General features: G+C 57.3%; 29 protein-coding genes. 13 read left to right on the top strand and 16 right to left on the bottom strand.

All coding sequences use genetic code 11. The annotated features are described in order from the left end of the window. Positions 1 to 9: 9 nt before the first annotated feature. The 12 genes from IPM27_10710 to IPM27_10655 form a co-directional block, all read right to left on the bottom strand. Positions 10 to 588, bottom strand: coding sequence for a LexA family transcriptional regulator (locus IPM27_10710; GenBank protein MBK9162011.1), 579 nt, complete (start codon positions 586 to 588; stop codon positions 10 to 12). Positions 589 to 717: 129 nt separating this feature from the next. Beyond that, the gene (locus IPM27_10705) at positions 718 to 906 is read right to left on the bottom strand and encodes a hypothetical protein (protein ID MBK9162010.1); all 189 of its coding nucleotides are present in this window, start codon (positions 904 to 906) and stop codon (positions 718 to 720) included. A gap of 38 nt (positions 907 to 944) precedes the next feature. After that, a complete protein-coding gene (locus IPM27_10700; protein ID MBK9162009.1) occupies positions 945 to 1,811 on the bottom strand; it encodes a hypothetical protein in 867 nt (288 codons plus the stop codon). Positions 1,812 to 1,955: 144 nt separating this feature from the next. Then, a complete protein-coding gene (locus IPM27_10695) occupies positions 1,956 to 3,824 on the bottom strand; it encodes a hypothetical protein (GenBank protein ID MBK9162008.1) in 1,869 nt (622 codons plus the stop codon). Further along, on the bottom strand, positions 3,814 to 4,485 hold the full coding sequence (locus IPM27_10690) for a response regulator transcription factor (protein MBK9162007.1): 672 nt from the start codon (positions 4,483 to 4,485) through the stop codon (positions 3,814 to 3,816). Before IPM27_10690 ends, IPM27_10695 begins: the two co-directional genes overlap by 11 nt. A 113-nt stretch (positions 4,486 to 4,598) precedes the next feature. Further along, positions 4,599 to 5,024 carry a hypothetical protein gene (locus IPM27_10685; GenBank protein ID MBK9162006.1) on the bottom strand — a complete coding sequence of 142 codons (426 nt, stop codon included), beginning with the start codon at positions 5,022 to 5,024 and terminating at the stop codon, positions 4,599 to 4,601. 160 nt (positions 5,025 to 5,184) lie between these two features. After that, positions 5,185 to 7,344, bottom strand: coding sequence for a hypothetical protein (locus IPM27_10680; protein ID MBK9162005.1), 2,160 nt, complete (start codon positions 7,342 to 7,344; stop codon positions 5,185 to 5,187). Positions 7,345 to 7,467: 123 nt separating this feature from the next. Then, positions 7,468 to 8,124 (bottom strand): hypothetical protein, encoded by a 657-nt coding sequence (locus IPM27_10675; protein ID MBK9162004.1) that lies wholly within the window; start codon positions 8,122 to 8,124, stop codon positions 7,468 to 7,470. A gap of 22 nt (positions 8,125 to 8,146) precedes the next feature. Beyond that, positions 8,147 to 9,007, bottom strand: coding sequence for a hypothetical protein (locus IPM27_10670; protein ID MBK9162003.1), 861 nt, complete (start codon positions 9,005 to 9,007; stop codon positions 8,147 to 8,149). 91 nt (positions 9,008 to 9,098) lie between these two features. Further along, positions 9,099 to 9,602: a spore coat protein U domain-containing protein gene (locus IPM27_10665; GenBank protein MBK9162002.1), complete on the bottom strand. Its 504-nt coding sequence runs from the start codon at positions 9,600 to 9,602 to the stop codon at positions 9,099 to 9,101. A gap of 26 nt (positions 9,603 to 9,628) precedes the next feature. Next, the gene (locus IPM27_10660) at positions 9,629 to 10,117 is read right to left on the bottom strand and encodes a spore coat protein U domain-containing protein (protein ID MBK9162001.1); all 489 of its coding nucleotides are present in this window, start codon (positions 10,115 to 10,117) and stop codon (positions 9,629 to 9,631) included. Positions 10,118 to 10,591: 474 nt separating this feature from the next. Further along, positions 10,592 to 11,104 (bottom strand): spore coat protein U domain-containing protein, encoded by a 513-nt coding sequence (locus IPM27_10655; GenBank protein ID MBK9162000.1) that lies wholly within the window; start codon positions 11,102 to 11,104, stop codon positions 10,592 to 10,594. Between the two features lie 304 nt (positions 11,105 to 11,408). Here IPM27_10655 and IPM27_10650 point away from each other — a divergent pair, with 304 nt between their 5' ends. Genes IPM27_10650 through IPM27_10640 form a run of 3 tightly spaced genes read left to right on the top strand, consistent with a single transcriptional unit; the run spans position 11,409 to position 12,353 of the window. After that, a complete protein-coding gene (locus IPM27_10650) occupies positions 11,409 to 11,717 on the top strand; it encodes a type II toxin-antitoxin system HigB family toxin (GenBank protein ID MBK9161999.1) in 309 nt (102 codons plus the stop codon). Then, positions 11,707 to 12,063, top strand: a complete 357-nt coding sequence (locus IPM27_10645) for a transcriptional regulator (protein MBK9161998.1) — start codon at positions 11,707 to 11,709, stop codon at positions 12,061 to 12,063. The genes IPM27_10650 and IPM27_10645 overlap by 11 nt, the downstream gene beginning before the upstream one ends. Continuing rightward, positions 12,060 to 12,353, top strand: a complete 294-nt coding sequence (locus IPM27_10640) for a type II toxin-antitoxin system MqsA family antitoxin (protein MBK9161997.1) — start codon at positions 12,060 to 12,062, stop codon at positions 12,351 to 12,353. The genes IPM27_10645 and IPM27_10640 overlap by 4 nt, the downstream gene beginning before the upstream one ends. Positions 12,354 to 12,392: 39 nt before the next feature. On the opposite strand, the gene IPM27_10635 is transcribed toward IPM27_10640, so the two are convergent. Both IPM27_10635 and IPM27_10630 read right to left on the bottom strand, forming a co-directional pair. Next, positions 12,393 to 12,827 carry a type II toxin-antitoxin system VapC family toxin gene (locus IPM27_10635; GenBank protein ID MBK9161996.1) on the bottom strand — a complete coding sequence of 145 codons (435 nt, stop codon included), beginning with the start codon at positions 12,825 to 12,827 and terminating at the stop codon, positions 12,393 to 12,395. Then, positions 12,809 to 13,036 carry a type II toxin-antitoxin system Phd/YefM family antitoxin gene (locus IPM27_10630; GenBank protein ID MBK9161995.1) on the bottom strand — a complete coding sequence of 76 codons (228 nt, stop codon included), beginning with the start codon at positions 13,034 to 13,036 and terminating at the stop codon, positions 12,809 to 12,811. The genes IPM27_10635 and IPM27_10630 overlap by 19 nt, the downstream gene beginning before the upstream one ends. A gap of 164 nt (positions 13,037 to 13,200) precedes the next feature. Between IPM27_10630 and IPM27_10625 the strand changes: the two genes are divergently transcribed. Genes IPM27_10625 through IPM27_10615 form a run of 3 tightly spaced genes read left to right on the top strand, consistent with a single transcriptional unit; the run spans position 13,201 to position 16,818 of the window. Continuing rightward, the gene (locus IPM27_10625) at positions 13,201 to 13,971 is read left to right on the top strand and encodes a molecular chaperone (protein MBK9161994.1); all 771 of its coding nucleotides are present in this window, start codon (positions 13,201 to 13,203) and stop codon (positions 13,969 to 13,971) included. 7 nt (positions 13,972 to 13,978) lie between these two features. After that, the gene (locus IPM27_10620; protein MBK9161993.1) at positions 13,979 to 16,393 is read left to right on the top strand and encodes a fimbrial biogenesis outer membrane usher protein; all 2,415 of its coding nucleotides are present in this window, start codon (positions 13,979 to 13,981) and stop codon (positions 16,391 to 16,393) included. Then, positions 16,393 to 16,818 (top strand): spore coat protein U domain-containing protein, encoded by a 426-nt coding sequence (locus tag IPM27_10615; protein MBK9161992.1) that lies wholly within the window; start codon positions 16,393 to 16,395, stop codon positions 16,816 to 16,818. The genes IPM27_10620 and IPM27_10615 overlap by 1 nt, the downstream gene beginning before the upstream one ends. A 183-nt stretch (positions 16,819 to 17,001) precedes the next feature. Here the strand turns inward: IPM27_10615 and IPM27_10610 are convergent, their stop codons facing one another. Both IPM27_10610 and murJ read right to left on the bottom strand, forming a co-directional pair. After that, positions 17,002 to 17,355, bottom strand: a complete 354-nt coding sequence (locus tag IPM27_10610; protein MBK9161991.1) for a thioredoxin — start codon at positions 17,353 to 17,355, stop codon at positions 17,002 to 17,004. A gap of 270 nt (positions 17,356 to 17,625) precedes the next feature. After that, on the bottom strand, positions 17,626 to 19,170 hold the full coding sequence (gene murJ, locus IPM27_10605) for a murein biosynthesis integral membrane protein MurJ (protein MBK9161990.1): 1,545 nt from the start codon (positions 19,168 to 19,170) through the stop codon (positions 17,626 to 17,628). A 229-nt stretch (positions 19,171 to 19,399) separates the two neighbouring features. Here murJ and rpsT point away from each other — a divergent pair, with 229 nt between their 5' ends. From rpsT to IPM27_10570, 7 genes are all read left to right on the top strand, one after another. After that, positions 19,400 to 19,663: a 30S ribosomal protein S20 gene (gene rpsT, locus IPM27_10600; protein MBK9161989.1), complete on the top strand. Its 264-nt coding sequence runs from the start codon at positions 19,400 to 19,402 to the stop codon at positions 19,661 to 19,663. Between the two features lie 333 nt (positions 19,664 to 19,996). Continuing rightward, complete coding sequence (locus IPM27_10595; protein MBK9161988.1) at positions 19,997 to 21,169, top strand: acetylornithine transaminase; 1,173 nt, start codon at positions 19,997 to 19,999, stop codon at positions 21,167 to 21,169. Positions 21,170 to 21,248: 79 nt separating this feature from the next. Next, positions 21,249 to 22,172, top strand: coding sequence for an ornithine carbamoyltransferase (gene argF, locus IPM27_10590; protein ID MBK9161987.1), 924 nt, complete (start codon positions 21,249 to 21,251; stop codon positions 22,170 to 22,172). Positions 22,173 to 22,184: 12 nt separating this feature from the next. Continuing rightward, positions 22,185 to 22,325 (top strand): hypothetical protein, encoded by a 141-nt coding sequence (locus IPM27_10585; protein ID MBK9161986.1) that lies wholly within the window; start codon positions 22,185 to 22,187, stop codon positions 22,323 to 22,325. Between the two features lie 471 nt (positions 22,326 to 22,796). Continuing rightward, positions 22,797 to 24,023 (top strand): argininosuccinate synthase, encoded by a 1,227-nt coding sequence (locus IPM27_10580; GenBank protein MBK9161985.1) that lies wholly within the window; start codon positions 22,797 to 22,799, stop codon positions 24,021 to 24,023. A gap of 66 nt (positions 24,024 to 24,089) precedes the next feature. Continuing rightward, positions 24,090 to 24,578 carry an Appr-1-p processing protein gene (locus IPM27_10575; GenBank protein MBK9161984.1) on the top strand — a complete coding sequence of 163 codons (489 nt, stop codon included), beginning with the start codon at positions 24,090 to 24,092 and terminating at the stop codon, positions 24,576 to 24,578. An 8-nt stretch (positions 24,579 to 24,586) separates the two neighbouring features. Continuing rightward, positions 24,587 to 24,907, top strand: coding sequence for a pyrimidine/purine nucleoside phosphorylase (locus IPM27_10570; protein ID MBK9161983.1), 321 nt, complete (start codon positions 24,587 to 24,589; stop codon positions 24,905 to 24,907). Positions 24,908 to 24,924 lie beyond the last annotated feature (17 nt).

Genomic DNA, 24,924 nt, shown 5'->3' with positions numbered 1-24,924 from the left:
TACGCCGGGTTATTTGTACTTGCGGAACTGCCCGACGACGATGCCGAATATCTCCATGTCACCCTTGGGGCGGATGACTGGGTAAGCCGGATTGGCGGGGATCAGCACAAATTCGTTCTTCTCTTTGCCGAGCGTCTTCAGGGTGAATTCGTTATCGATGATGGCGACGACCATGTCCCCCACGTTCGCCATGATGCGTTTTTCCACGATGACGGTATCGCCCGGCAAGATACCGGCGTCGATCATGGAATCGCCTTTGACGTTGATCAGCACGGTGCTGGACGGATGCGAGACCAGAAACTCGTCGATGGTCAGCGTGTCATGCTGCGCGTCCCCTGCCGGGCTGGGAAAACCGGCGCGTACGCTGTCGAAGATCGGGCGTTCAAAGAACCGCTTGCCGGGTTTGAGACGTTTTTCCGGGGTGGATTCCAGATAACCCTGCAGCTTGAGCCGTGCCACCAGTGCCGCCACCGGCGATTTTGACTTCATGCCGACGATGCCCATGATGGTCGAATACGGCGGCAACACGCCAGTTTCGGCGTAATAGTCCTGAAGCTTGGCCAGATAGGTTGAGTCGATGTTTTCCATGGGTGCGACAATAATGGAACGGGCGTTCCATTGTCAAGATGATTGGCCATCCTCATGGGGGGGGCTTATTGAGCCTTCCATAAATCAGAACAAGACGATCAGAAATGAAGTCGAGTGAAAAAAACCGCGTCATTCCCGCGCAAGCGGGAATCCAGAGGGTTTAATGGAAATGCATTTTTTCTTGCTGGATTGGATGATGCGGAACAAGCCTTCCGTGTGCGAGCAGACCGTTTCACGCAATTTTCCGTCCGGCGATTCGAGTTTGAACCGTCGACAGATTGTCGACAGTTCCATGCCGCTGATTTTTTCGCGCCACATGATGAGATACCAATAGTCCCTTGGATTCTGGCTATCCGTCAGCGCCGCAACCACATCTCGACGGCGCGACATTCACCATCTTCATTCGCCGCCCGTTCCAATTGCACACTGGCGACCAACTCAAGGAGCTTCTGTCCGGGTTTAATTCCGTATTGCGCTTTGACCCGATGCAGCCAGCTGAAATAAAGGCGTAAGGCATCCGCCGAATACCCTTCCTCCAGCAAGGCGAGCATGGCTTGCATGCATAGCCGTTCGGAATTCGGGTCGAATCTCAAGGCGATCTCGTTCAGGAATTTGCGCGATACGTGGTCGATCTTCTCGTTCTCACGCCAGCGGGCTTCTGTTCTGGCCAGCCAATTGCTGCCGCGCTGCTGCCAGATATCACGCTGCATCGCCAAGTCCTCTTCGCCTTCCATGAACGATCCTTGCATGAGTCGGCAGGCATGTTTCTCGATGTGGAACGCTTGCTGGGGCAAACCCTGTTCATGCAGCGTCTCAGCAGTCTGGCAGAGCTGATCCCATTGCCAGATGTCCAGCGTGAAGTACTGCTCGTTAAAGGAGACCTTCCCTTGATGCCAGAGGATGAGCTGTGCGCCGCTCACCTTGGCGACCAGACGATCCGTCAGTTGCTTCCTGAGTTGACGCAGATTGAATTCGAGATTCTGTTCAGCCTTGTCGCCTTCCGCATCCGGCCACAGCAGGTCGATGATCTGCCGGGTCGGCACGTTGCGACCTCCGCAGGCCACCAGAAAACTGAACAACTGGCTGAGTTTGCGTGAACGCCATTGATGCACCTCGCTACAACGTCCATCGATCTGCATACTCAGACCACCAAAGGTCTGCACGCAAATTCGCTTTCCACTCTCCGTAGCCGAATGGATCGGCGCATTAGCCTCCAAGCCCATGTTTGACGCTCCCTGTATCGATCATGTATGTATCTGAACCACACTCATGATAGGGAGAACGGACTTTTTAGAGCATCACACGAATACGCTAGACCGAAATGCATAGACCTACATACATCTGGCCGCTTACCTGAACATATAACCTCACACAGACACGCCGAATTGACCGTATTCCACCGGCATACACACAAGAATCGCCGTGCCTTTGCCTGGCGCACTCTCGATTTCGACATTCCCCCCGAGTTCGGCTGCGCGTGTGCGAATGTTGCTCAAACCGCGCCCCGCGCGCGGTGCCTCCGGCATACCGCAGCCATTGTCTCGGATCTCAATGCAGGCCCTTTTCCCTTCATCCCGGCAAAAGGCGGAGACAATCAGCGTATTGGCAGCCGCATGCCGAACGACATTCGTAATCGCCTCTTGCATGATGCGTGCAAGGTGCAGGCCAAACCCCGTCTTCAAGCGGCATTCCATCGGCAGTTCTCCCAGCTTCCATTTGATCTTGAGCGGGGTATGTGCGACCTGCGGCTCGATACGGCTGCGCACCATGCCAATGATCATGCCCACATCGTTGTTGTCCTCACCGATGGCATCCACCAGCAGACGCATATCGACGATGGCCTGATCCAGTGCCTTCAATATTCCTTCATCCTTGCGCCCGTCATTGGAGAGCATGCTCTTCAACGCCATCAGATGGCCTCCCATCCCGTCGTGCAGCTCGCGCGAGAAATTCTGGCGTTCGGCTAATATGATGTTCTTGCGCTCCAGTTCCATCCGCTTGGCATGTTCGGCACTCAGCTCCAGGCTGACCTCACCGATCTGTTGTTCGATCAGTTGACGGCGGCGTTCTTCGCTATCGAGCACCTTCGAGAATTGCAGCGTCATCCACAGTCCCAGCAGCAGCAGCACCAACGGCGGGCCGAACTGCATCACCAGCAAAGTCCCCAGTTGGCTGCCCGTGACGATCGCCAGCCAATCGTGTATCCCGATGACCAGACAACAGGCGATGGCGATCGCCATGCCCAGCGCCCGCCCCTGCCGTTCCAGCCAGAATCTGCGCGCACAGAACGCGATCAAGTAGAAGCCTGCGGCGATAGCGCCGATGTGCGTAATATTGAACCAGGTGACGATCATGTCACCCGCGAACACCAGATTGATGATAGAAGTTGAGATGAAGTACACCGCAGCGACTGCTTCGATGCGCGGCCGGGGAACCGCCACGAAACGGTGCACCACCATCAACAGGGCGAGCGTATAAAAACTGATGGAGCTCTGCACCAGCCATTCCCAGACATAGCGGCTCATCCACAGCGGCGGATAAAGCAGCAACTGGTTGGCGATAACGATGCTCCAGAACACCCCCGATGCACACATCCATCCATACAGCGACTCGCCTTTTCGCAACAACCACAAGGTCAGCAACACCAGCGTGACGATCAGCGTCATGGCCAGCGCCGCCACACTGAGCGTGGTATCCACGAAATAGGCCTGTTCATAGAGCGGCCGCACCGCCTCGTCGCGACCGAAATAGACACTCCCGATCCCGCCGCCATCATTCGGATAGGCATACACCCGGATGTACAGCCAGTTGTCCGACGGCTTCAAGGCTCTTTCCGTGAACACGAAATACAAAGGGCGGTGCCAGTTGCGCGCAACCGGATCGTCCATGCTGCCGCCGTCGCCGATCAGCCGGTCGTTCACCCAGACTTCGGCATTCATATCCAGCCGGGGCAATAGCACGCCAAGCTTGCCGGTACCCAGTGCGACATCGTACAACGGCATGCGATACCAGGCATGACCGCCATAGCCGGGATAACGCTTGTTCCAGCTATCCGGCATCTCCAACGGCTCCCAGTCACCCGAATGCGGCGGGCGAACCACATCCGGCGTACTGCGCACCGACTCTGCACGGGTGATGAGCTGATACCGCGCATCCGGCGCGACCGCCTCTGCCTGCGCGGAAAATGCAGCCACCAGCAGGATAAAAAATAACGCCGCGCGCAGCTTATTGGCCATTCAGATTGATCAAGCCCAACTGGCAGGCTTCGAACACCGCCTCGTTGCGGCTGTTCACTTCCAGTTTCTTGTAGATATTGCGGATATGCGAAACCACGGTGTGCACACTGTTGCCCATCATCCCGGCGATCTCGTCGCGCGAATAGCCACGTGCCACCAGTTGCAGCACATCCAGCTCCTTGGGCGACAAAGGCACTCTCAACGGCTGCGCTGGGGACGCTGCTGGGCGCAGCGCATTGATGATGAAACGTGCCACCGCAGGCGAGATCGGCGAGATACCGCCCAGCATCTCCATCGTCATCACCCCGATATCGTCCGGCATCGAATCCTTAAGCAGATACCCCACCGCCCCCGCCCTGATCGCCTCCACCACCCGGAACTCATCCGAGAACACCGTGATCACGATGGCCTCGCTACCCGGCTCGCGCGCCTTCAACAGACGGATCAACTCCGCCCCGTTGCCGTCCGGCAGCCCCAGATCGACCAGCAACACATCCGGGCATTTCTGCATCAAGCGCTCGGCCTCCGCAAACGTCGCCGCCGCCCCGTGCAATGTCAAGCCCGGATGCTGCACGATGGAGCGCGCAAAATGCTCGCGGACAGCATCATCGTCCTCCACGATCAACACACTGCGCTGCGTATTCAATTCACTGGCACTCATCCACTCACCCTGCTCTGACCTTGCCGACTGGCCCGACACCCCGAATCTCCTCCAACACCCCCTGTCGCGTCAAGGAAAAATCCCGGCTCGATCACAGTCCGGCACACACCACCTCAATAGCTGATGCCGATGGTCAAGCGCTCAGACAGATCGAACAATGACGCACCGGCGCGGCGGCGCACTACGATCACACTCCCCAACTCACGCACATACTCCCAATGCTTTGCCGAGCGACCTTCCAGCACAATGTTGAACAGATAGCCGGGCGTCAACTGAATGCGCCGCTCGAACCTTCGCGAAACCTTGCGTGACGTATCATCCAATGAGCCCGGGCCGCTCGCTGTCGGCGGCAGTTTGTTGGGGTCGAAATCACTTTCATCCTCATCCTCCCCTAACTGCACCGCCCGCGCCTGTTCATCAGCATGCACGGTGATGGCCGTGACGCGCAGCGTCGAAGTGACCGTGGCCGCAGCCGCCTGCCCGATGCAGACAAACATCGTTGCGATCAGCATGCCGCTGAAATATCTACCAGAAATCATTGCGTCTCCATAAGATAGCCACCCCCAAGCCGCTGAGATTGCACGCCTAGCGATGAGTGGCTTGTCGAACTGTTTGATACAACCATACAGATGCCGCAATCGGGAAACCACGAAGCCAAGCGTAACCTATGCTGCCAGGCACCCATTGATCTCAAAAAGGTTACGTACAAAGTGGCGAAATTTGAGTTTCCCCAACTACTCCAATTGCCATATCGGGTGCTGTAATGGTTCCTCGTACAATATAGGCTTGCGGGTTTTTGTTTGAAATAAAGCACCCGGCTACCAACACCCTGGGGGACTGATACAGGTGGTTATGTACCACACAAACATCAACACCTGACTTAAGGTCTATGCGGATCACAGGCAATGGGATATGGCGATTCGCAAAATCGGTGAAAACATTATCGCCAACCCACTCATGACCACCAATCGGGTCGAGTGCCATCGGATCTATTGCTGGCGGGACGTTTTCTGGAGCAATAGAGGAATGGTTATACAGTCGGATGACAGCCGAATTTGCAGTTGATTGATCGGCTCTAAAAAAATTATCGAATGTGTTGTGATGAACACTGACCCATTTTGCCATCGAAATGACACCATAGGACCAATTAACTGACAAACTTGCAACTGGCGCGAGTTCGCATGTTGACCCGACACATCCAAACATCGGATATCTGCTCAACGCGGGTCGGCGAACAAATATACAATTTTTCACTGTGACCCAGCCATTGTTCCAACGACCGTTGAGATGTACATCTTTCCAGTTTCCCTCAAGACGCACCCCTTGAATCAATATATCCGCGATCACTGGCAGACTGAGTTCGGCATCCGAATTAAATTCATTAGAAAGGTCAGGCTTTTGCGCAGCACCTTCAATTGAAATACCCGCCATGGTTGATAAGGCATTGGTGTAGGAATACTCACCGCCAATAATTCGGATGCGCCGCCCCTCGCTAATAGACAGACCCAGATAAGCACTATTGAGCACACGGCAATTTTCAAAAATACCGTTTTGCCAAAGACGCTCATCGTTTCTGGGCGCTATTACTTCAACGCCAATACCACCAGACACTGCGTTTAATGATTGCACATGTGAGAACTTGTAGTTTTTGCATCCCCGAATGCGAATATTGTGTTCCATGCCACCATTTTCGGTTGCAGGAAACAACGCCGGATCTGGCCTCATTGCAAGACCTCGACGACTGCGGTTGCCATCAATCACCAAATCAGAAACAACTAGCTCTGTAATATTTTCAAACTCGATAGCAGGGCCTATTTTTTTAATATCTTCCGTGCCGTCTGGTTTTAGCACTGGATTACCATCGTTATCAACGATATGAACATAGTGTTGCTCCAGCGGACTGACACGAATCACGGGAGGATCGGAAGGATCTTTGCCAATGATGCGCAGCGGTTTATCAATCTTATTACTATTGTCACCACCGAATCTTAATATGCCACGGTAGAGCTCACCCAGTTCTGGCCACGGCGCAATTTCAGCAGCGAATTCGGTCGCCGTCATTGTGTCCCTGAGGAAAGGGTGACGAATAATATAGTCGGCGGGTAGCGCTTGCCTGGCGCTAGTATCCGGCAATTCTGAGCCTCGCGGTCTGCATGCGAAATTACGGGGGATAACCAAGGTCACATCATCTGCGCTTGCCAATACGGCTTTCATTTGCGCGATGGCATCGAGAAACAATCTGGTGTCGTTTCGGTCATCACCGCAATCTCCCCCCTGCGGGGGCATCAGGACAACGCGATTGGTGTCGGAGAAAATCCATGTATTCCCGCTTATCTCTGGGTGGTGCAACTCTCCATTCGCATCGCGTATATTCGATTGGTCGGGATACGAGAATGCACCATCAGGCGTTTCGGTGTACGCGAGCAGAATTGGCGGGGTGGGTTGAGGTTGGTTAGGTTGGGGAGGATTGCCTGACGGAATTACTGGCAAACTCAGAATACGATAATGGAGCGTGACATCCAGCGGCCCGTCAACCAGCCGCACATCGTATCCCCCAAGACCCCAGTTATCATTATTGCTATAGGTGCGCTGGAAATTTGCCGACTCATCTCTGGTATTCCTGTCTCTATCGCTGACACTACCGGAAATGACCAGTTGGCCATTTGGCGGGATGCGAACAATCAACTCTTCATTAAGAGGAATCACCTCCCCATCGCTAACCGACAAAGCACCTGATGCATGGCGCTCTGTGATGATTCGTCCATTTGCAGAAATATTCCAGTAAAGCTCCCCTTTTCCAAACGGCTCTCCATTGTTGTGAACTTGAATCGATTCAACCACCACTCTTCTTCTGGTCATTGCAAATTCTCCTTAGCTCGGCTTTGCGGACAAATAATGAGCGTTCGCATCAATGGATCAAACTCGATCATTCCAATATTAAAGCCGCCGGGCCGCACCGTGAGTCATGAGCGAAACGTTTTCTCAGCCGTTGCGAAACCGTATGACGATTTCGGTACAGGCGGTAGCGGGCGCGTCTTGACTCAGCGGTGTCACTACGGCACGAACCGGCGAATCGACCGACTTGCCGGGCGCGCCACCGAATAACTTGCGCTCGAACAGAATCGTTCTGCCGCCACCTTCTGCATCGTCGAGGTAGTTTATCCCCGACGCATTGCTTTTCCCGCCCGGCGCTGCATCGGCCTCCAGCAAGGAAAGCGCCACGCGCGCATGGATCTCCCCGGAATCGACCGTGATGCGCCCCTGCTCCAGACGGGCAAGCTGTTCGTTCAGCAGCCCTTGCTCCCCGGCGACCAACTCAAGCGCAAGCTTTTCGCGCACCGTCGCCAAACCCGCCTTGCTTAAACTGTTTTTCAGCACGATCCCTTGTTCGCTGCCGCACAGCCGCCGCACTTCCTGCAACTGCGCCGCAGTCAACGGCTTGCTCGCGGCCAGTTGCGCGCCGAAACGATCCGCTTCGTATTGCACCACATCTTTTTCGTCCAAATGCCGTGCGGCGAACTGCGCCGCATCCATGCCCGCCAGTTGGCGCAGCGCATCATAGCGCTCTGCCTGATGGCGGTTTGCCGCCAGCGTCGCCTCGCCCAACTCATCGAGCAACCCGGCGACAAACTCGGCCAAGCCAAAGCTCACCCGCTTCATATCAGCCGTTCAACGGGGCGTAGTCGGTCTTGAAGCGGATCAACACGCGGCCGAAGATATCGACTTTGGTGCCGCTGGAATCGCGCTGATAGGATTTGGCGGTGTTGACTGTCACCGTGCGGTTGCTGCTTTTCGACGATTCACGTCGTTTGAATAGCTGCATCAACCGGCCCGGCCCTCTATCACGGCTTTTGTTCTTATTTTTTTCCTTGATTTTCTCTTCCGAACTCGAACCCGATGCGCTGTTGCTCCAAGTGGAAAAAGTGATCTTCGTTTCGATCTCGCCCTCGGTAACCACCAGCCGCATCATGCCCTGTTTGGCCATCGTCTGAAGCAGGCCGTATTTGTTCGATGAGATCAGCGATGCGATCGCATCGTGTATTTTCTGATAGTCCGGCACGGCCTCAACTACACCGCTGTTGTAATCGGCAATCGCCTGTAACTCTTCGCGCTGCCCGACCTTGCCAGCAAGTTCTTGCACCGCCGGCGCAAGCGCATTGATCAGCCCGCCCCACCATTTTGATTCATCCGCAGGCATGGATTCCGACTGAGGAGACTCAGTAGTTGGAGAATCCAGCTTGTCCAGCACCGATTTGATCTTGTCATCGGATACTTCAGGCAATTCGAATCCCTGCACAAAGTCGGCGATCTGATCGAAATCGACATTGCCGCTCGTATTGTTGATATAGGTAGAAAGATCGGAAGTCAGCGACCGCACAAAATCGCCATACTGCTCGACCTGCGCCAGATGCGCCTCGACCAGCGAATCGAACACACCGTTGATCAGATCGCGGGTGAAATCGACAAAGGGAATCTCGCCGAAGCGGGCGGCGGTATCCATGGCGGGGTTATCGGTCGACATCTTCTTCTCCTTTTCTGTTTTCGCACCCGACATGTCAGATGCACACGTTCAAAGCATTGCGCCCCGCGATCACGGGGCGCGGCACAATGGGTCAATAAGCGACAGTGATCGTCACGGTATCCGTATAGCTACCCGCGAAACTCGAAAGCGTCGGCTTTTGAGATGCTCCAAATACCGTATAGGTCTGGGCCGAGCCTGTTCCTGATGCAGAAACGGGTGTCGCCGTATCCCAATAGGCCACTAAGCCGGTATCCTGAAAAAGAAAATATTCGAGCGTGTTCGTGCCGCCGTCAGACATATTGCGGGTGTTCGTGGCCACACCAGGAGCCAACCCGCCATCAAGATTCAATGTGTAGGCAACCCCATTAGTGACGGTCACGGTGAACGTGGTAGTGCTAGTCGGGTTGGGGGTATTAGCGCCGTCAATTTGTGTCGTGCCAAAATCTATCGGGCCTGCGACAACGACATTGGCCGTTGCCGATGAAAACGCAGCCGCCACATTGAGTGTGCCGGTTGCCGTGGCCGCCATGACCGATGCCGGCACCATGCCGAGTGCCACGAGGATCGCTGCGAGTTTGAGTTTGCTGCTTTTCATGTTGTTTCTCCTTGGGTTAAAAAACATTAGTAAGTGACGGTGATGGTGACGATGTCGCTGATCGCACCGCTGGTGCCTGCTGCGGCGAGTAGCGATGCGTAGAGCGGATAGGTTTGCGCGGCACCGGTGCCGGTGAGGCCGCTCAGGTTGCTGCCGGCGGGGCCAAATACGTTGAGGCGGGCGGCATCCTGGTAGAGCACGTATTCGCGGGCGTTGAGGCCGCCGCTGTCTTTCATGAAACTTTGCCCGGCGGCATAGTTCGCGCCGCCGTCGAGCGCGACGGCGTAGGGAAAGCCGCTGCTGACGATGACATCGAAGCTGGTCTGCGCGCTGGCGGTGGCGGTGTCTTGCACGCTGCCGAAGGCGAACGCGCCGGAGACGTTGATGCTGGCTGTGGCCGCCACGGTGGTGGCCGTGACGTTGATCTGCGCGGTGGTGTTGGCCGCCTGCGCCGCTGCGGGCAACAGCCCGGCAAGCGCGATGGCGGCAGCGATGTGACTTAGCTTGCGTCGCATGGTTTGCTCCTTTGGTTGATTGAACAATTAAGGAAACGCTGAACAAGTCTGTTTTTGTCGTTCCCGCGAAAGCGGGAACCCAGTCGAATCAACAAGCTGGATTCCCGCTTTCGCGGGAATGACGACATAATCAGCGCATCCTTAAAAACCTCGTCCACGAAAAACACTAAAAACACGAAATAAAACAAAAATCGTTCTGAACTGCCCGCCCTGTTCATCCTTGCGACCTTAGGAAAGCCGCCATGAATGCATTTCGTCTCTCCCGCGAAGGCGGGAGCCCAGTTGGTTCAAAACACTGGATACCCGCGTTCGCGGGTATGACGAATGGTTCTGCGTTCTAGAGAATTCCCTTTCGTGTCCTTTCGTGTCTTTCGTGGACGATCGCCGATACCGGCTTGGCCGAATGTGCGCACTTTATCCACCCCCTGCCGAGAACTGGCCGAGCGGAAACAAGTTTTTTTATCGCGCGTGTCATCAGTAGTGGATGGTGACGGTGACGGCATCGCTGTAGTTGCCCGCCGGATGGGTGCCGCCGGGGCTGAGGCCGTAGACGGTGATGACCGCGTTCTGGTTGGCGGTAGCGGTGGCGGCGGTGCTGCTGCCTGACGTATAGCTGGCGGCAAAATCGGAGTCGCCCCACAGTTGGGTGCGCGCGGCATCTTTGTAGAGCAGGTAGCTGCGGAAGCCGCCGCTGCCGTTGCTCATGCGCCGCTCGCCGGAGAAGTTGAGCCCGGCATCGAGGGTCACGTTGTAGGGGATGGACTGGTCTATCCTGACGGTGAGGGTGGCGGTGGCTTGCAGGTCGGTCGCGGTGTTGAAGCTGCTGCCGAAGTCCATGGCTTGCACGGTGAGATTGGCCGTGGCAGGAACGGATACGGAGATATTCAGATTATTGGTGGCGACCGCCGCCGTGGCCGTGCCGGGCAGCAGCGTTGCCGATAACAGCGCCGCCAGCAGGCCACAGCGGATGCGATTGAGAGTTTCCATGTTGTCCCTTTGCCTTGTGGGTGACCGGGCAGGCGGGATCACTATTGGGGAGAGATGTCCCAAGCCTGTCCGGTCGGTTCGGCGCGATGGTAAGGGCAGGCAACCGAGAACTGACCGAGCGATGACGGGGATTCGCTCTGCGGGTTTACCGCAGGCGGATGCGCTGTCTGTTATGCAGGGTTTGCTTGCTGCGGATCTTTATGGGTATCCGGATTCCCCGGCGGGCGGTGGCTTTTAATTTGAAAACAACAGATTGACCTTGATTCGTGCCAAGACTACAATCTCCCATATTGGGAGGTTTGACATGCGGGTGATTGCCAAGAGCACATTAGTTAGATTCTGGGGTCAGCCAGAGTGTGCAGATTCGATGGGGGCTTTACAAAGCTGGTACGACGAGGCGACCAAAGCAATCTGGAAGACACCGCAGGATGTAAAAGAGCAGTACAGGAACGCGAGTGTTTGCGGGAACAACCGCATCGTGTTCAACATCGCAGGTAATAAGTACCGCCTGGTTGTAGAAATGCAATATCGCGCCGGGATCGCTTGGGTCAAGTTTGTCGGAACCCATGCGCAGTACTACAAGATCAACGTGGAGACGATCAATGAATATTAAACCGATTCGCAACGACGACGATTTGCGCGCCACCTTTAAGCGGCTTGAACTTGTATTTCAAGCCGCCGAGGGAACGCCCGAGGCAGACGAAATGGAAATCCTGGTAACGCTCATTGAAGCTTACGAGCACAAGCATTTTCCGATCGGTGTGGTCGATCCAGTGGAAGCCATTAAATTCAGAATGGAACAACAGGGTCTCACTCAAAAAGACCTTGAGCCTTATATCGGGTCAAGCGGGCGCGTATCTGAAGTATTGAACCGCAAACGGCGGCTCAGCTTGCAAATGGTGAAACGTCTGCATGATGGCTTGCACATTCCGTATGAAAGCTTACTGTCGGCTACATAAGCAACCCATTACGCGTTCATTCGAACGGCGAAGCGATCTTGATCTATGACGCTGCCGAAGAAGCGGCATGGCTGGCATTTTGCGACCAGGTGGATCGACAGGCTGCGAGTGAGTTGGCATCCATCCGCAAACGCTTGAAACTCACTCAGGCGCAAGCCGCCAAACTGGCGGGGGGCGGCAAGAATGCCTTCTCTCGCTATGAGCACGGACAGGCCAAGCCGGTGGCGGCGGTCATCAATCTGTTCAAACTGCTGGATAAGCACCCTGACCTGATCAAGGAGCTGAAGTGATCAGCCTTTTCCCGCCGAAAGATCCGCTGGACGAGATGCTTACCTGCCAGCTTTTAACGCCTTCAGATGCTTGGCTGCTGCATAGTTCAGCAGGAGTTGGTCTTCAGTGATCAGCAGTGCGCCCAGATGGCGTGCCGTTGCAGCGATCAGGCGATCAGCCGGATCAGGATGGATGTTCCCCGGTAGTCGTGTGCTGGCGACGGCGATCTCGGGTGTAATGGCTTCTATGCGGATGCCCGGGATACCGGCGGCTGCGCTCACCCATTCTCCAACATCCCGATCCAGGGTGAGCCTTCCTTTACTGACCAGCATCGCCACTTCCCAAGGGGAAATGGCCGACAACAGAACCGCTTCTTCAGCCAAGGATTGCTCGATGGCTTTTAATGCCTTCGGGTTGAGCTTGCGGTCGCCATTAAGCAACCACACCCAAACATGGGTATCCAATAGCACCAGATTCACTTGGCAGCTTCCCATTCGGCGTTGATCGGTGAAACGATGTCCGTCTCTCCAACGACACTCCCCTTGAGCGCGCCGAACAGGTGTTGCTCCGGCTCGATGGGCACCAGCTTTGCCACGGGTTTGCCGTGCTTGGTGATGACCAAGGTCCCGCGTTTCTCGGCGATGTCGTCGAGAAGCTTCAAGCACTTGGATTTGAACTCCCCTGCTCCGATGGCTGTTTGCATTGCGCCCTCCCATGGTCACAAAGTATGGTCACAGTGTAGCACGCCACCCTGAACCCCGGATATCTGATTTGGATGGATCAGAAGGCAGGACGATCGGCATCGCTCGGCCAGTTCTCGGTTGTCACCCGCTATCTTTGCGCACCTTAGCTATCAGGAGTGCAACCATGAAATTCGTTCTTATCGCGATTCTCGCCGCCCTTACCACGGTGCAAGCTGCCGTAGCCGCTTCGATCTCGACCTATCCGATGCGCGTGGAACTGGAGGAAGGGGCCAACATCGGTAACCTCACGGTGTTCAATTCTGGCGACAAGCCGGCCAACATTCAGGTGCGCGCCATGGACTGGCAGCAGGATGCGCAGTCCGGCGCGGAACAGTTGACCGAGACCGATGAACTGGTGTTCTTCCCGAAGATCTTTTCGGTTCCGCCCAAGGGGCAGCAGGTGGTGCGCGTGGGATACCAGAAAGAGGTGGGAAATAAAGAGAAGAGTTTCCGCCTGTTCGTACGCGAGTTGCCGGTGGATGAGCCGGGTGTGACCGGTGCCCGCTTCGCGTTGCAGATCAGTTCGCCCGCTTTTATCTACCCCAAAGGGGCGCAGCAACCAACCAAGCCGGAGATCAAAGGTATTGAGCTGGCCGACGGCAAGCTGATGGCGCGCATTGAGAACCACGGCACGCGCTATTACTCGATGAACAAGCTGGAGATGCGCGGCAGCAAGGCGAACAAAGATAGCTACAGCGGCGAAGTGTCCGGCTGGTATGTGCTGGCCGGTGTGAGCAAGCTGTTTCCGCTGAGCATCTCGCGCGCCGACTGCCTGAAGATGGATACCCTCGCGCTGACCGCACACACCCAGAAGGACAAGAGCCAGAGCAGTTTTCCGGTGAGCGCCAAGGTGTGTGAAGGTATCGAGGACAAAGCAGCCCCTGCTGCACACTGAGTCGCGCATGACAATGCAACGACCGCGCCCCCCGCGCGCAGCGGGTTTTGGTTTGCGCACAGTCTTCTCGCTGCTGGCGCTGGCCATGCTGCCGACCTGTCCTTTTGCCGCAGAATCACAGCAGAAAAAGTCCCCCCTTCTATCCGCAACCGCCGGATCGGGACCGCTCATCGCCAGCGTGACGCTCAACACCATGGCGGTCGGCGAGTTTTTCATGATGCGCGACGGCGACGATCTGTTGCTTGACCGCGACACGCTCGCGCGCATGGGTCTGACGCGCGGACTAACGGCCGACGACGGGCAGCGGCTCTCGCTCAAAAGTCTGGCACCGCGGTTGCGCTTCAAGCTGGACGAGAGCAACGGCAGCGTCTCCATTGAGGCCGATCCCGCAATGCTGAGCGGGCACACTGAAACGCTGCAACTGCGCCAGCCGTCGACCGCGACCCTGATCAGCAGCAATGCGCTGTATCTGAATTACAACCTCAATTACAACAAGAGTCCGTTTGCTGCGGATAGCTACAGTGCACCGTTGGAGCTGGCCGCCAACTGGAACGGTCTCTCGCTGATAAATAATTTCAACTGGCAAAATGGGCGTCAGCTGACGCGCACCCAGTCGCAACTGGTATACGACGATACGAACGAACTGCGCCGCTTGATGGCGGGCGATGTGACCGGCACTTCCGGCAATCGACTGGGCAGCAGCACGCTGGGCGGGGTGCGCATGTTCAAGAACTACGGCATGGCCCCCAGCATCTTCACCGGCCCGCCGCTGGCGATGAAAGCGATGCTGCTCAATCCTTCCGAGGTGGAGGTGTATATCGACGGCAATATGGTCTTCAAAGGCAAGTTCCCCGCCGGAGAACTCGACCTGCGCAACATCCCCTACTACCGCTCCGGTTTGGGCGAGTCGAAGATTCTGGTGCGCGATGCTTTCGGCAGGGAGAGTGTCATCAACGATACTTTCTATACCTCCACCGGCTTGCTGGCGACCGGTCTGCACAGCTACGACTATTCCTTTGGCGTGAGGCGCAGCCAGGATGCGCTCGGCGCATTGCATTACAACGGCAAGCCGGTGCTTATGGCCAGCCACCGCTACGGTTACGCCGACTGGCTCACGCCGGGACTGGGCTTGGAAAGCGATGGCAGCGATCTGCGCGGCGGCGTGACGGCCGACATGCTGCTCGGCAATATGGGCCAACTCGGTCTGGTCACCGCCACCAGCCGCAGACAAGGGGTGAGCGGTCAGCAGTTTCAGGCGGACTACAGTTATGCCAGCACCAAACTGCTCTCGCCCGGCCTCTTCTACACCCGCCAATCCGTCAACTACGGCGGCGTATACGATCCACTGAGCCAAAGCCCGACAGCCAACCGCTGGCGCGGCGGGGCTTCGCTGGCGGTGGGGCTCGGCGGTTACGCATCGGTCACCGGCCGCTGGTCGCGCGCGATGCGTTTTGACGACAGCCGCGTGCAGGATGCCACGCTGGCCATGAACACCATGCTGCCGCGCAATGTTTCGCTCTCAACCCAATTCACTCGCAGTTGGCTACCCTCAGCTTCCCCCGAAAACCGCATCCATGCGTCGCTCGGCCACAGTTTCAGCAACGGGCTGTATCTTTCGGCGAACTTTAGCCGCGACAACAGCGGCAACACTTTCGGCATACAACTGCAACTTTCGCCGCCGCTGGGCAACGGCTACGGTTACAGCGCGGGCATTACGGCACCACCACAGGGCGACACCACCAGTACCGCGCGCCTGCAATATCACCACGACCACGGCGAATTCCAGTTGGGGCGCTCCGGTAGCGGTAATGCGCCCACCTACGATGCCAGCATGAGCGGCGCAGTGCTGCTGGCCGGGGGGGAGGCACACCTGACGCGCCCGATCCGCGATAGCTATGCAGTGGTGCGCGTACCCGGCATGAAGCGGGTCAAGGTGCGCGTGCAGAACCAGCAAGTGGGCGAGACCGATGCAAATGGCACGCTGGCGTTACCCCACCTGCATGCCTACATGGATAACACGCTCTCCATCGATACCGCCGAGATCCCGTTCAACTACGCGGTTGATTCCAATTCCAAGGTGGTGACTACCGGCTATCGCGGCGGCGGCGTAATTGATTTCGGAGTCAGAAAGATGCAGATCATTGGCGGCAAAGCTTTCTATCGGCTAGGCGATAAGTTGGAATCGGCGCAATACTCCGGCATGGAATTGAACGGTAACGGGGTCAGCCAGAAGACGGTAATCGGCTTCGGCGGCGAAATCTATGTCGAGGGCATCGCCGCCGGCAGCTACCAGGCGCGTATCTTCAACGAGCGGCGCGACTGCCATTTCACACTGATGGTGCCGGAATCCAAGAATTTCATCAACGACCTCGGCGAGGTGGTGTGCGATCTCGGTGCGGCAGCTAAAAAGGAGAAGCCATAATGCAGATGAAAACACCGCCCCGGATGCTGCTTGCCTGCGCGCTGTTGACAGGAACGCTGACCGCTCAGGCCGCCGCCGTCTGCACCGTGCAGACCACGCCGCTGTCATTCGGCAGCTATTTGGGCAACGCCCTCACCTCGACCGCCACCATCACCACCACTTGCGATCTGCCCGCTGTGGTAACGGTAGAGATGGACAAAGGCGGGGGTGCCAGTCTGTCCAGCCGTGTCATGTCATCGGCGGCCAGCCAGATGAGTTACAACCTCTATACCGATGCCACCCATCAGGTGATATGGGGCGACGGAACCAGCGGCACCCAGACAGTGACCGGCACCAACCTTACTGTGTACGGATTGATCCCGGCGAACCAAACGGTCGCGGCGGGCAACTATGGCGATACGGTGGTGGTGACCATCAGTTATTAGGCGAGCTGAATTCTGCCGCCGTGGTGTGCCCCCCCCGAAACACTAGACACCATTTAGCCTGATAGCTTTGGCTAAAGGGCAGCTGAATTGGGCGTGGCTGTCTGTGTATGAGGCTGGTGATGTAGATATAACGGACATTGGCTCATCTAGAAGCCACCGGCGGCAATGGCCGAAACCCGGCCATCAGACAGCCGCGTTATGCCGCTCGATCACGCTGTCGATGAACTTGCGCAGAAAACCTTCGGTCTGCGAGCTGTGGAAGCGGTCGATCTCGACGCCGTGGCTGTAGGCGACGACGGTGGGGAAGCCGCGCACCTTGTGCTTGCCGGCGATCTTCATGTTCTCGTCGGCATCGACGATGCCGAGGTAGAACTTGCCGTCGTATTCGAACACCATCTTGTGCAATAGCGGCGCCAGCACCCGGCACGGCGCGCACCATTCGGCGCTGATGTCCATCAGCACGGGCAGTTGGTGCGAACGCGCCACCACCCGTTCTTCGAATGTGTCTTCTTCAACGTTGTAGGAATAATCACTCATAACCCCTCCTCCACACTTCAAGGCATCGCTATAAATTCGTCACACCGGCGAAGGCCGGTGTCCAGTTAGACGCCTGACATAAACGCATTTTGATTAAGGATGCGCTGAACAAGTATGGTTTTGTCGTTCCCGCGAAAGCGGGAACCCAGTTAAATCAAGCTGGATTCCCGCTTTCGCGGGAATGACGACTTGATCAGCGCATCCTTAAAACCGCTGGATTCCGCCCTGCGCCGGAATGACGGAATTTTATTTTATAGAGTCGCACTTCGATCAACTCACGCCGCGCTTCGCAAAATCCCGCGGGCGGAAACCCATCAGGAACAGCGCGGCGAAATACACCACCAATCCCATCACGACCAGCCCGCCCAGATGCAGGATGCGTCCCCATCCGCCGCGCTCCAGCCACGAGGCCTCGCTGCCCATGCCGAACCATAGCGAGATACCCAGTGCCGTCAGTGCAACCGCCAGCTTGAGCATGAAGAGGCTCCAGCCGGGCTCGGGACGGTAGATGTCGTGGCGCTTGAGAAAGACGAACAGGATGATCGAATTCAGGCACGCCCCCAGCCCGATGGAGAGCGCCAGCCCGGCATGGGCCAGATCCATGCCAAACACGAACAGCACGTTCATGGCCTGGGTGGCGACCAGCGTGACCACGGCGATCTTGACCGGGGTGCGGATGTTCTGCCGCGCATAGAAGCCGGGGGCGAGGATCTTGACCAGGATGAGGCCGAGCAAACCGACGCTGTAGCCGACCAGCGCGGAACGGGACATGAGCACGTCGTGCGCGCTGAACTCGCCGTGATGGAAGAAGGTCGCCAGCAGCGGCACGGCGATCATGCCCAGCGCCAGCGCGGCGGGCAGCGCCAGCAGGAAGGTGAGGCGCAGCCCCCAGTCGAGCAGCTTGGAGTACTGCACGGTGTCGCTGTTGGCATGCAGTTTGGAGAGCGAGGGCAGCAGGATGGTGCCGAGCGCCACGCCCAGCATGCCGGTGGGGAATTCCATCAGGCGGTCGGCGTAATACAGCCAGGACACGCTGCCTGCCACCAGAAAGGAAGCGAAGATGGTGTTGATGATGAGGCTGAGCTGGGCGATGGAGACGCCGAACGCCGCCGGCCCCATCTGTTTGATGACGCGCCACATGCCCTCGTCCTTCAGGCTGAAACGCAGTGTCGGCAACATGCCGATCTGTTTCAGGAAGGGTAACTGGAAGGCGAGTTGCACCACGCCGGCGACGAACACCGCCCAGGCCAGCGCCAGGATGGGCGGGTCGAAATACGGCGCGGCCCACAGCGCGCCGCCGATGAAGCAGATGTTGAGCAGGATGGGCGCAAAGGCCGGCACCCAGAATTTGTTGTAGGTGTTGAGGATGCCGGCGGCGACCGCCACCAGCGAGATGAAGAATATATAAGGGGAGGTGATGCGCAATAACTGTACGGTCAGGTCGAACTGGCCGGGATTCTTCGCAAAACCCGGCGCGCTGATATAGACGAGTATCGGGGCGGCGACGATGCCGACCAGCGTGACGACGAACAGGATCAGCGCCAGCATGGTGGTGACGTGGTCCACCAGCACCTTGGTCTCTTCTTCGCTCTTGCGGTTGCGGTATTCGCCGAAGATGGGTACGAAGGCCTGCGAGAACGCACCCTCCGCGAACAGGCGGCGCAGCAGGTTGGGCAGTTTGAAGGCGACGAAGAAGGCGTCGGTCGCCAACCCGGCGCCGAACACGCGGGCGATCAGCACATCCCGCACGAAGGCCAGGATGCGCGAGACCAGCGTCAGGCCGCTGATCGTGGCGAGGGCTTTGAGGAGATTCATGCTTGGTTCGTGGCCATCCGCTGTAAACGCCGTGCATCATACCATCGTGGCCGGCGTTGACGTGCCGCCCGCCCGATGCAGGCGGAACCGTCCGCGACTTCCCGGCAATACCAGCAGGATAGCCCCGCCCTATCCGCCCGGCCGCGCCCTCCGCAAATTAAAGTTGCAAAATCCGGCACGAATCACTAGAATGCGCGCCTTTCGTCTTACCGAATTCATAGGAGCAGTCATGGCAAATAGCGCACAAGCTCGCAAGCGTGCACGTCAGGCAACCAAACAGAACGCCCACAATAGTGGCCTGCGTTCGGAATTGCGCACCGCGATCAAGAAGGTCGCCAAGGCGATCGCGACCGGCGACAAAGCCGCAGCGCAAGCCGTTTACAAGGATTCCGTCAGCACCGTGGACAGCATCGCCGACAAGAAGATCATCCACAAGAACAAGGCCGCACGCCACAAGAGCCGCCTGTCTGCAGCGATCAAGGCCATGGCCTGAGCGCACAAGCGCTTCGATGCATCCCGCAAGCCGACAGCAATGTCGGCTTGTTTGTTTGGCAGAACCAATTCTAGGAATCACTTGTTTCGTCTGCATGGCAGATAAAACCAGTAGTGCTTGTCCCGCTACGCGGGGAGTATTGAATTAACTGGATTCCCGCTTTCGCGGGAATGACGGTTCAGATTTCGCGGGAATGACGGTTTGGAGATTTTCTCTGATTTCTCTATCAGAGTGCCATTGTTTCCCTTGCCTAGAGAGGGCTGTTTGGCTCAATATACGCACCTGTATATATGAACGGCGGATGAGTCCGCCGTCTGTTTTTAGAGGTCCCCTATGTCACATGTCATGAATACCTATGCCCGGCTTCCCGTTACTTTCGTGCGCGGCGAAGGCGCATGGCTATGGGATACCGAAGGCAAGCGCTATCTGGACGGCTTGTCCGGAATCGCCGTGAACACGCTGGGGCACGCCCATCCGCGCCTGACCGCCGCGCTCACCGCGCAGATCGGCAAACTGATCCACACCTCCAACGTCTACCAGGTCGCCGGGCAGGAAGCGCTGGCCGACAAGCTGTGCGCCCTGTCAGGCATGCAGGAAGTGTTCTTCAGCAATTCGGGCTGCGAGGCCAACGAGGCTGCCATCAAACTGGCCCGCATGGTCGGCCACAAACAGGGCGTCGACAATCCCTCCATCATCGTGATGGAAAAAGCCTTCCACGGCCGCACGCTGGCAACGCTCTCCGCCACCGGCAACCGCAAGGTGCAGGCCGGCTTCGAGCCGCTGGTCAAGGGATTCGTGCGGGTTCCCTACAACGATCTGGACGCCATTCGCCATGTCGCGCAAAACAACCGGGAAGTGGTCGCCGTACTGGTCGAACCGATCCAGGGCGAAGGCGGCATCCGCACGCTGGACATCGAATACCTGCAACAGTTGCGCGCATTGTGCGACGAACAGAACTGGCTGCTGATGCTGGATGAAGTGCAATGCGGCATCGGCCGCACCGGCAAGTGGTTTGCCTTCCAGCATGCCGGCATCCTGCCGGACGTGATGACGCTGGCCAAGGGGCTGGGCTCGGGCGTACCGGTCGGCGCCTGCCTCGCGGCGGGCAAGGCAACCGGCACTTTCCAGCCAGGCAATCACGGTTCGACGTTCGGCGGCAACCCGCTGGCCTGCACGGCCGCGCTGACCACGCTGGACACCGTCGAACAGGACAAGTTGCTGGCGCACGCCGAGTCGCTCGGACAATTCATCCGCGACGGGCTGACCAACCGCTTGCAGGGCGTGGCTGGCGTCAAGGAAGTGCGAGGACAAGGCCTGATGATCGGCATCGAGCTCGACAAGCCGTGCGGGGAACTGGTCAAGCAGGCGCTCGCCAATGGCCTGCTGATCAACGTGACCGCCGACAATGTGGTCCGCCTGTTGCCGCCGCTGGTGATGACGCAGGACGAGGCACGATCATTGTTGGATATCCTGTGCCCGCTGATCAAAGATTTTTTACAATCCTGACCGAACAAGCATCATGGAAACCGGACAAGTAAAACATTTTAGTTCCGACATCACGCCCGCAAGCGGGCCTGAGTCTTCACTGAAAAGCCTGCGGCATTTTCTGCAATTCAAGGACTTTTCGAGCGACGAGTTCGAATACCTGTTCGAGCGCACCCGCATCATCAAGGAACGTTTCAAGCGTTACGAGAAGTACTGGCCGCTGGAAGACCGCACGCTGGTGATGATCTTCGAGAAGGCCAGCACCCGCACCCGCCTGTCTTTCGAGGCCGGTGTCCACCAACTGGGCGGAGCCGCGATCTACCTGAACACGCGCGACTCGCAACTGGGGCGCGGCGAACCGGTGGAAGACGCCGGCCAGGTCATTTCGCGCATGAGCGACATCGTGATGATCCGCACCTTCGAGCAGGACATCATCGAGCGTTTTGCCGCCAACTCGCGCGTGCCGGTGATCAACGGGCTGACCAACGAATACCACCCGTGCCAGGTGCTGGCCGACATCTACACATGGATCGAGCATCGCGGTAGCATCCGCGGCAAGACGGTCGCCTGGATCGGCGATTCCAACAACATGTGCAACACATGGCTGCAAGCCGCAGAAATCCTCGACTTCAACGTGCATGTTTCCACCCCGCCCGGTTATGAAGTCGAACCGGAACGCGCCGGTCTGTACGGCCACGAACACTACGAAGAATTCACCGACCCGATGGAAGCGGCACGTGGCGCGGATCTCGTCACAACCGATGTGTGGACCTCGATGGGTTTTGAAGCCGAGAACGAAGAACGCCTGAAAGCCTTCGCCGACTGGCAGGTGGACGAAGACATGATGCGCGTCGCCAAGTCCGATGCGCTGTTCATGCACTGCCTGCCCGCCCATCGCGGCGAAGAGGTCTCGGCCGGCGTGATGGACGGCCCGCAGAGCGTGGTATGGGATGAGGCGGAAAACCGCCTGCATGTACAGAAAGCCCTTATGGAATATTTACTGTTGGGAAAAATTAACAGCTAATCGAAGCGCCGCATGTCAGTGCAGGCGGTTTCGGTGAACGCTAACATGAGCATGGCGAATGTTAAGCCGCAAAGCGGCGGCGGAAACCAAAACAGGCTGCACGTGCAAAAAGCATTGATGGAATATTTGTTGCTGGGCAAGATTGAACGTTAAGTGGAACGCGCATCCCAAATGCAGTCCGTTTCGGTGAACGCTAACATGAGCATGGCGAATGTTAAGCCGCAAAGCGGCGGCGGAAACCAAAACAGGCTGCACGTGCAAAAAGCATTGATGGAATATTTGTTGCTGGGCAAGATTGAACGTTAAGTGGAACGCGCATCCCAAATGCAGTCCGTTTCGGTGAACGCTAACATGAGCATGGCGAATGTTAAGCCGCAAAGCGGCGGCGGAAACCAAAACAGGCTGCACGTGCAAAAAGCATTGATGGAATATTTGTTGCCGGGCAAGGTAAATAATTAAGCTGCAAACTACATTAACCACGAAGCACACGAAGATCGCGAAGAAGAATGGGCTACAAAAGCCAGTTCCGGGCAACAGTTCAACACTCCACTCTGGAGTGCTCTCGTGTTCTCTGTGTTCTTCTTGGTGAAATTTGATTTTTTAGATTCAAGGGAAAATATTGCTATGAGCGACATCAAAAAAGCCGTCCTCGCGTACTCCGGCGGACTCGACACCTCGGTCATCCTGAAGTGGCTGCAGGACACCTACCAATGCGAAGTGGTCACCTTCACCGCCGATGTCGGCCAAGGCGAAGAGCTGGAACCGGCGCGCAAGAAAGCGCTGCAATTCGGCATCAAGCCGGAGAACATCTTCATCGACGACCTGCGCGAGGAGTTCGTACGCGACTACGTGTTCCCAATGTTCCGCGCCAACACCGTGTACGAGGGCGAATACCTGCTGGGCACATCCATCGCGCGCCCGCTGATCGCCAAGCGCCTGATCGAGATCGCCGCCATGACCGGTGCCGACGCCCTCTCGCACGGCGCGACCGGCAAGGGCAACGACCAGGTGCGTTTCGAACTGGGCGCCTACGCGCTGAACCCGAACATCAAGATCATCGCGCCGTGGCGCGAGTGGGACCTGCTGTCGCGCGAGAAGCTGATGGCTTATGCCGAGCAACATGGCATCCCGGTGGACATGAAACACAAGCAGGGCGGTTCGCCCTACTCCATGGACGCCAACCTGCTGCACATCAGCTACGAAGGCCGCCATCTGGAAGATCCGATGGCCGAGGCCGAGGAAGAGATGTGGCGCTGGTCCGTGTCGCCGGAGAAAGCACCCGACGCGGCGGAATATCTGGAGATCGACTACATCAAGGGCGATCCTGTCGCGCTCAACGGTAAGAAACTGGCAGCGCATGACCTGCTGGCCGAACTGAACCGTCTGGGTGGCAAACACGGCATCGGCCGTCTCGACCTGGTGGAGAACCGCTATGTCGGCATGAAGTCGCGCGGCTGCTACGAGACACCCGGTGGCACCATCATGCTGAAGGCGCACCGCGCCATCGAATCGCTGACACTGGATCGCGAGGTCGCCCACCTCAAGGACGATCTGATGCCGCGCTACGCCAGCCTGGTCTACAACGGTTACTGGTGGAGCCCGGAGCGCAAAGCGCTGCAGGCCCTGATCGACCACACGCAACAGTCCGTCAACGGCGTGGTCCGTCTGAAGCTGTACAAGGGTAACGTGATCGTGGCTGGGCGCGACTCGAAGACCGATTCGCTGTTCGACCCGACCATCGCCACTTTCGAGGACGACAAGGGCGCCTACGACCAGAAGGACGCCGGCGGATTCATCAAGCTCAATGCATTGCGCATGCGCATCGCGGCGAATTTGCAACACAAAAAATAATACGCAAGCCTCTCTGTGCAGCAAAACGCGGCGACGCATCAGGGGCGCGGATTTATGGAGGTTGCCATGATTCACGAACTGAGCGGGGACATACTGTTAAGCGGCGCAAAAGGTATTGCGCAGGGCATCGCGCCGAACGACGATTTCATGCATGGCTTGGCCCTGCAACTGCGCGAGCGCATGCCGGCCATGTACAAGGACTTCCGCCATTACTGCCACAGTCGCCACCCCAAACCGGGCGAACTGTGGACCTGGATGAGCAGCGATGGCCGCTACCTGGTCAACTTGTTCACACGCGACGGCGCTTACGATCACGGCAGCAAGCCCGGCCACGCCACGCTGAGCCACGTCAACCACGCTTTGCACGCGCTGCGTGGTTTCATCCGCAAGGAGAAACCGGCAAGCATCGCCTTGCCAAAACTGGCCTGTGGACTCGGCGGACTCGACTGGAACGACGTCAAGCCGTTGATCGAGAAGCAACTGGGCGACCTCGACATCCCCGTGTACGTTTATGCGACATATCATAAAGGCGTCAAGGCCAACGAACCCAAATGACAGGAAAAATCACCATGACAGACAAGATCGATAATGTAAGCGTCACCACCAAGGCCAATGTCTATTTCGATGGCAAGTGCGTATCGCACACCGTGCAGTTCGCCGACGGCACGAAGAAATCGGTCGGCGTCATCCTGCCCGCGACCCTCACGTTCAACACCGGCGCACCCGAGATCATGGAGACCGTGGCGGGAAGCTGTCGCTACAAGATCAAGGGCGAGGACTGGAAGATCTGCCAGCCGGGACAAAGCTTCAATGTGCCGGGCAACTCCAGCTTCGATATAGAAATCGTCGGCGAGCCCTATCACTACATCTGCCACTTTAATTGATCGGATAAAGGTACAGC

It is taken from the genome of Nitrosomonadales bacterium, assembly GCA_016716325.1.
GTDB lineage: Bacteria > Pseudomonadota > Gammaproteobacteria > Burkholderiales > Gallionellaceae > Gallionella.
This window is presented reverse-complemented; position numbering and strand designations above follow the sequence as displayed.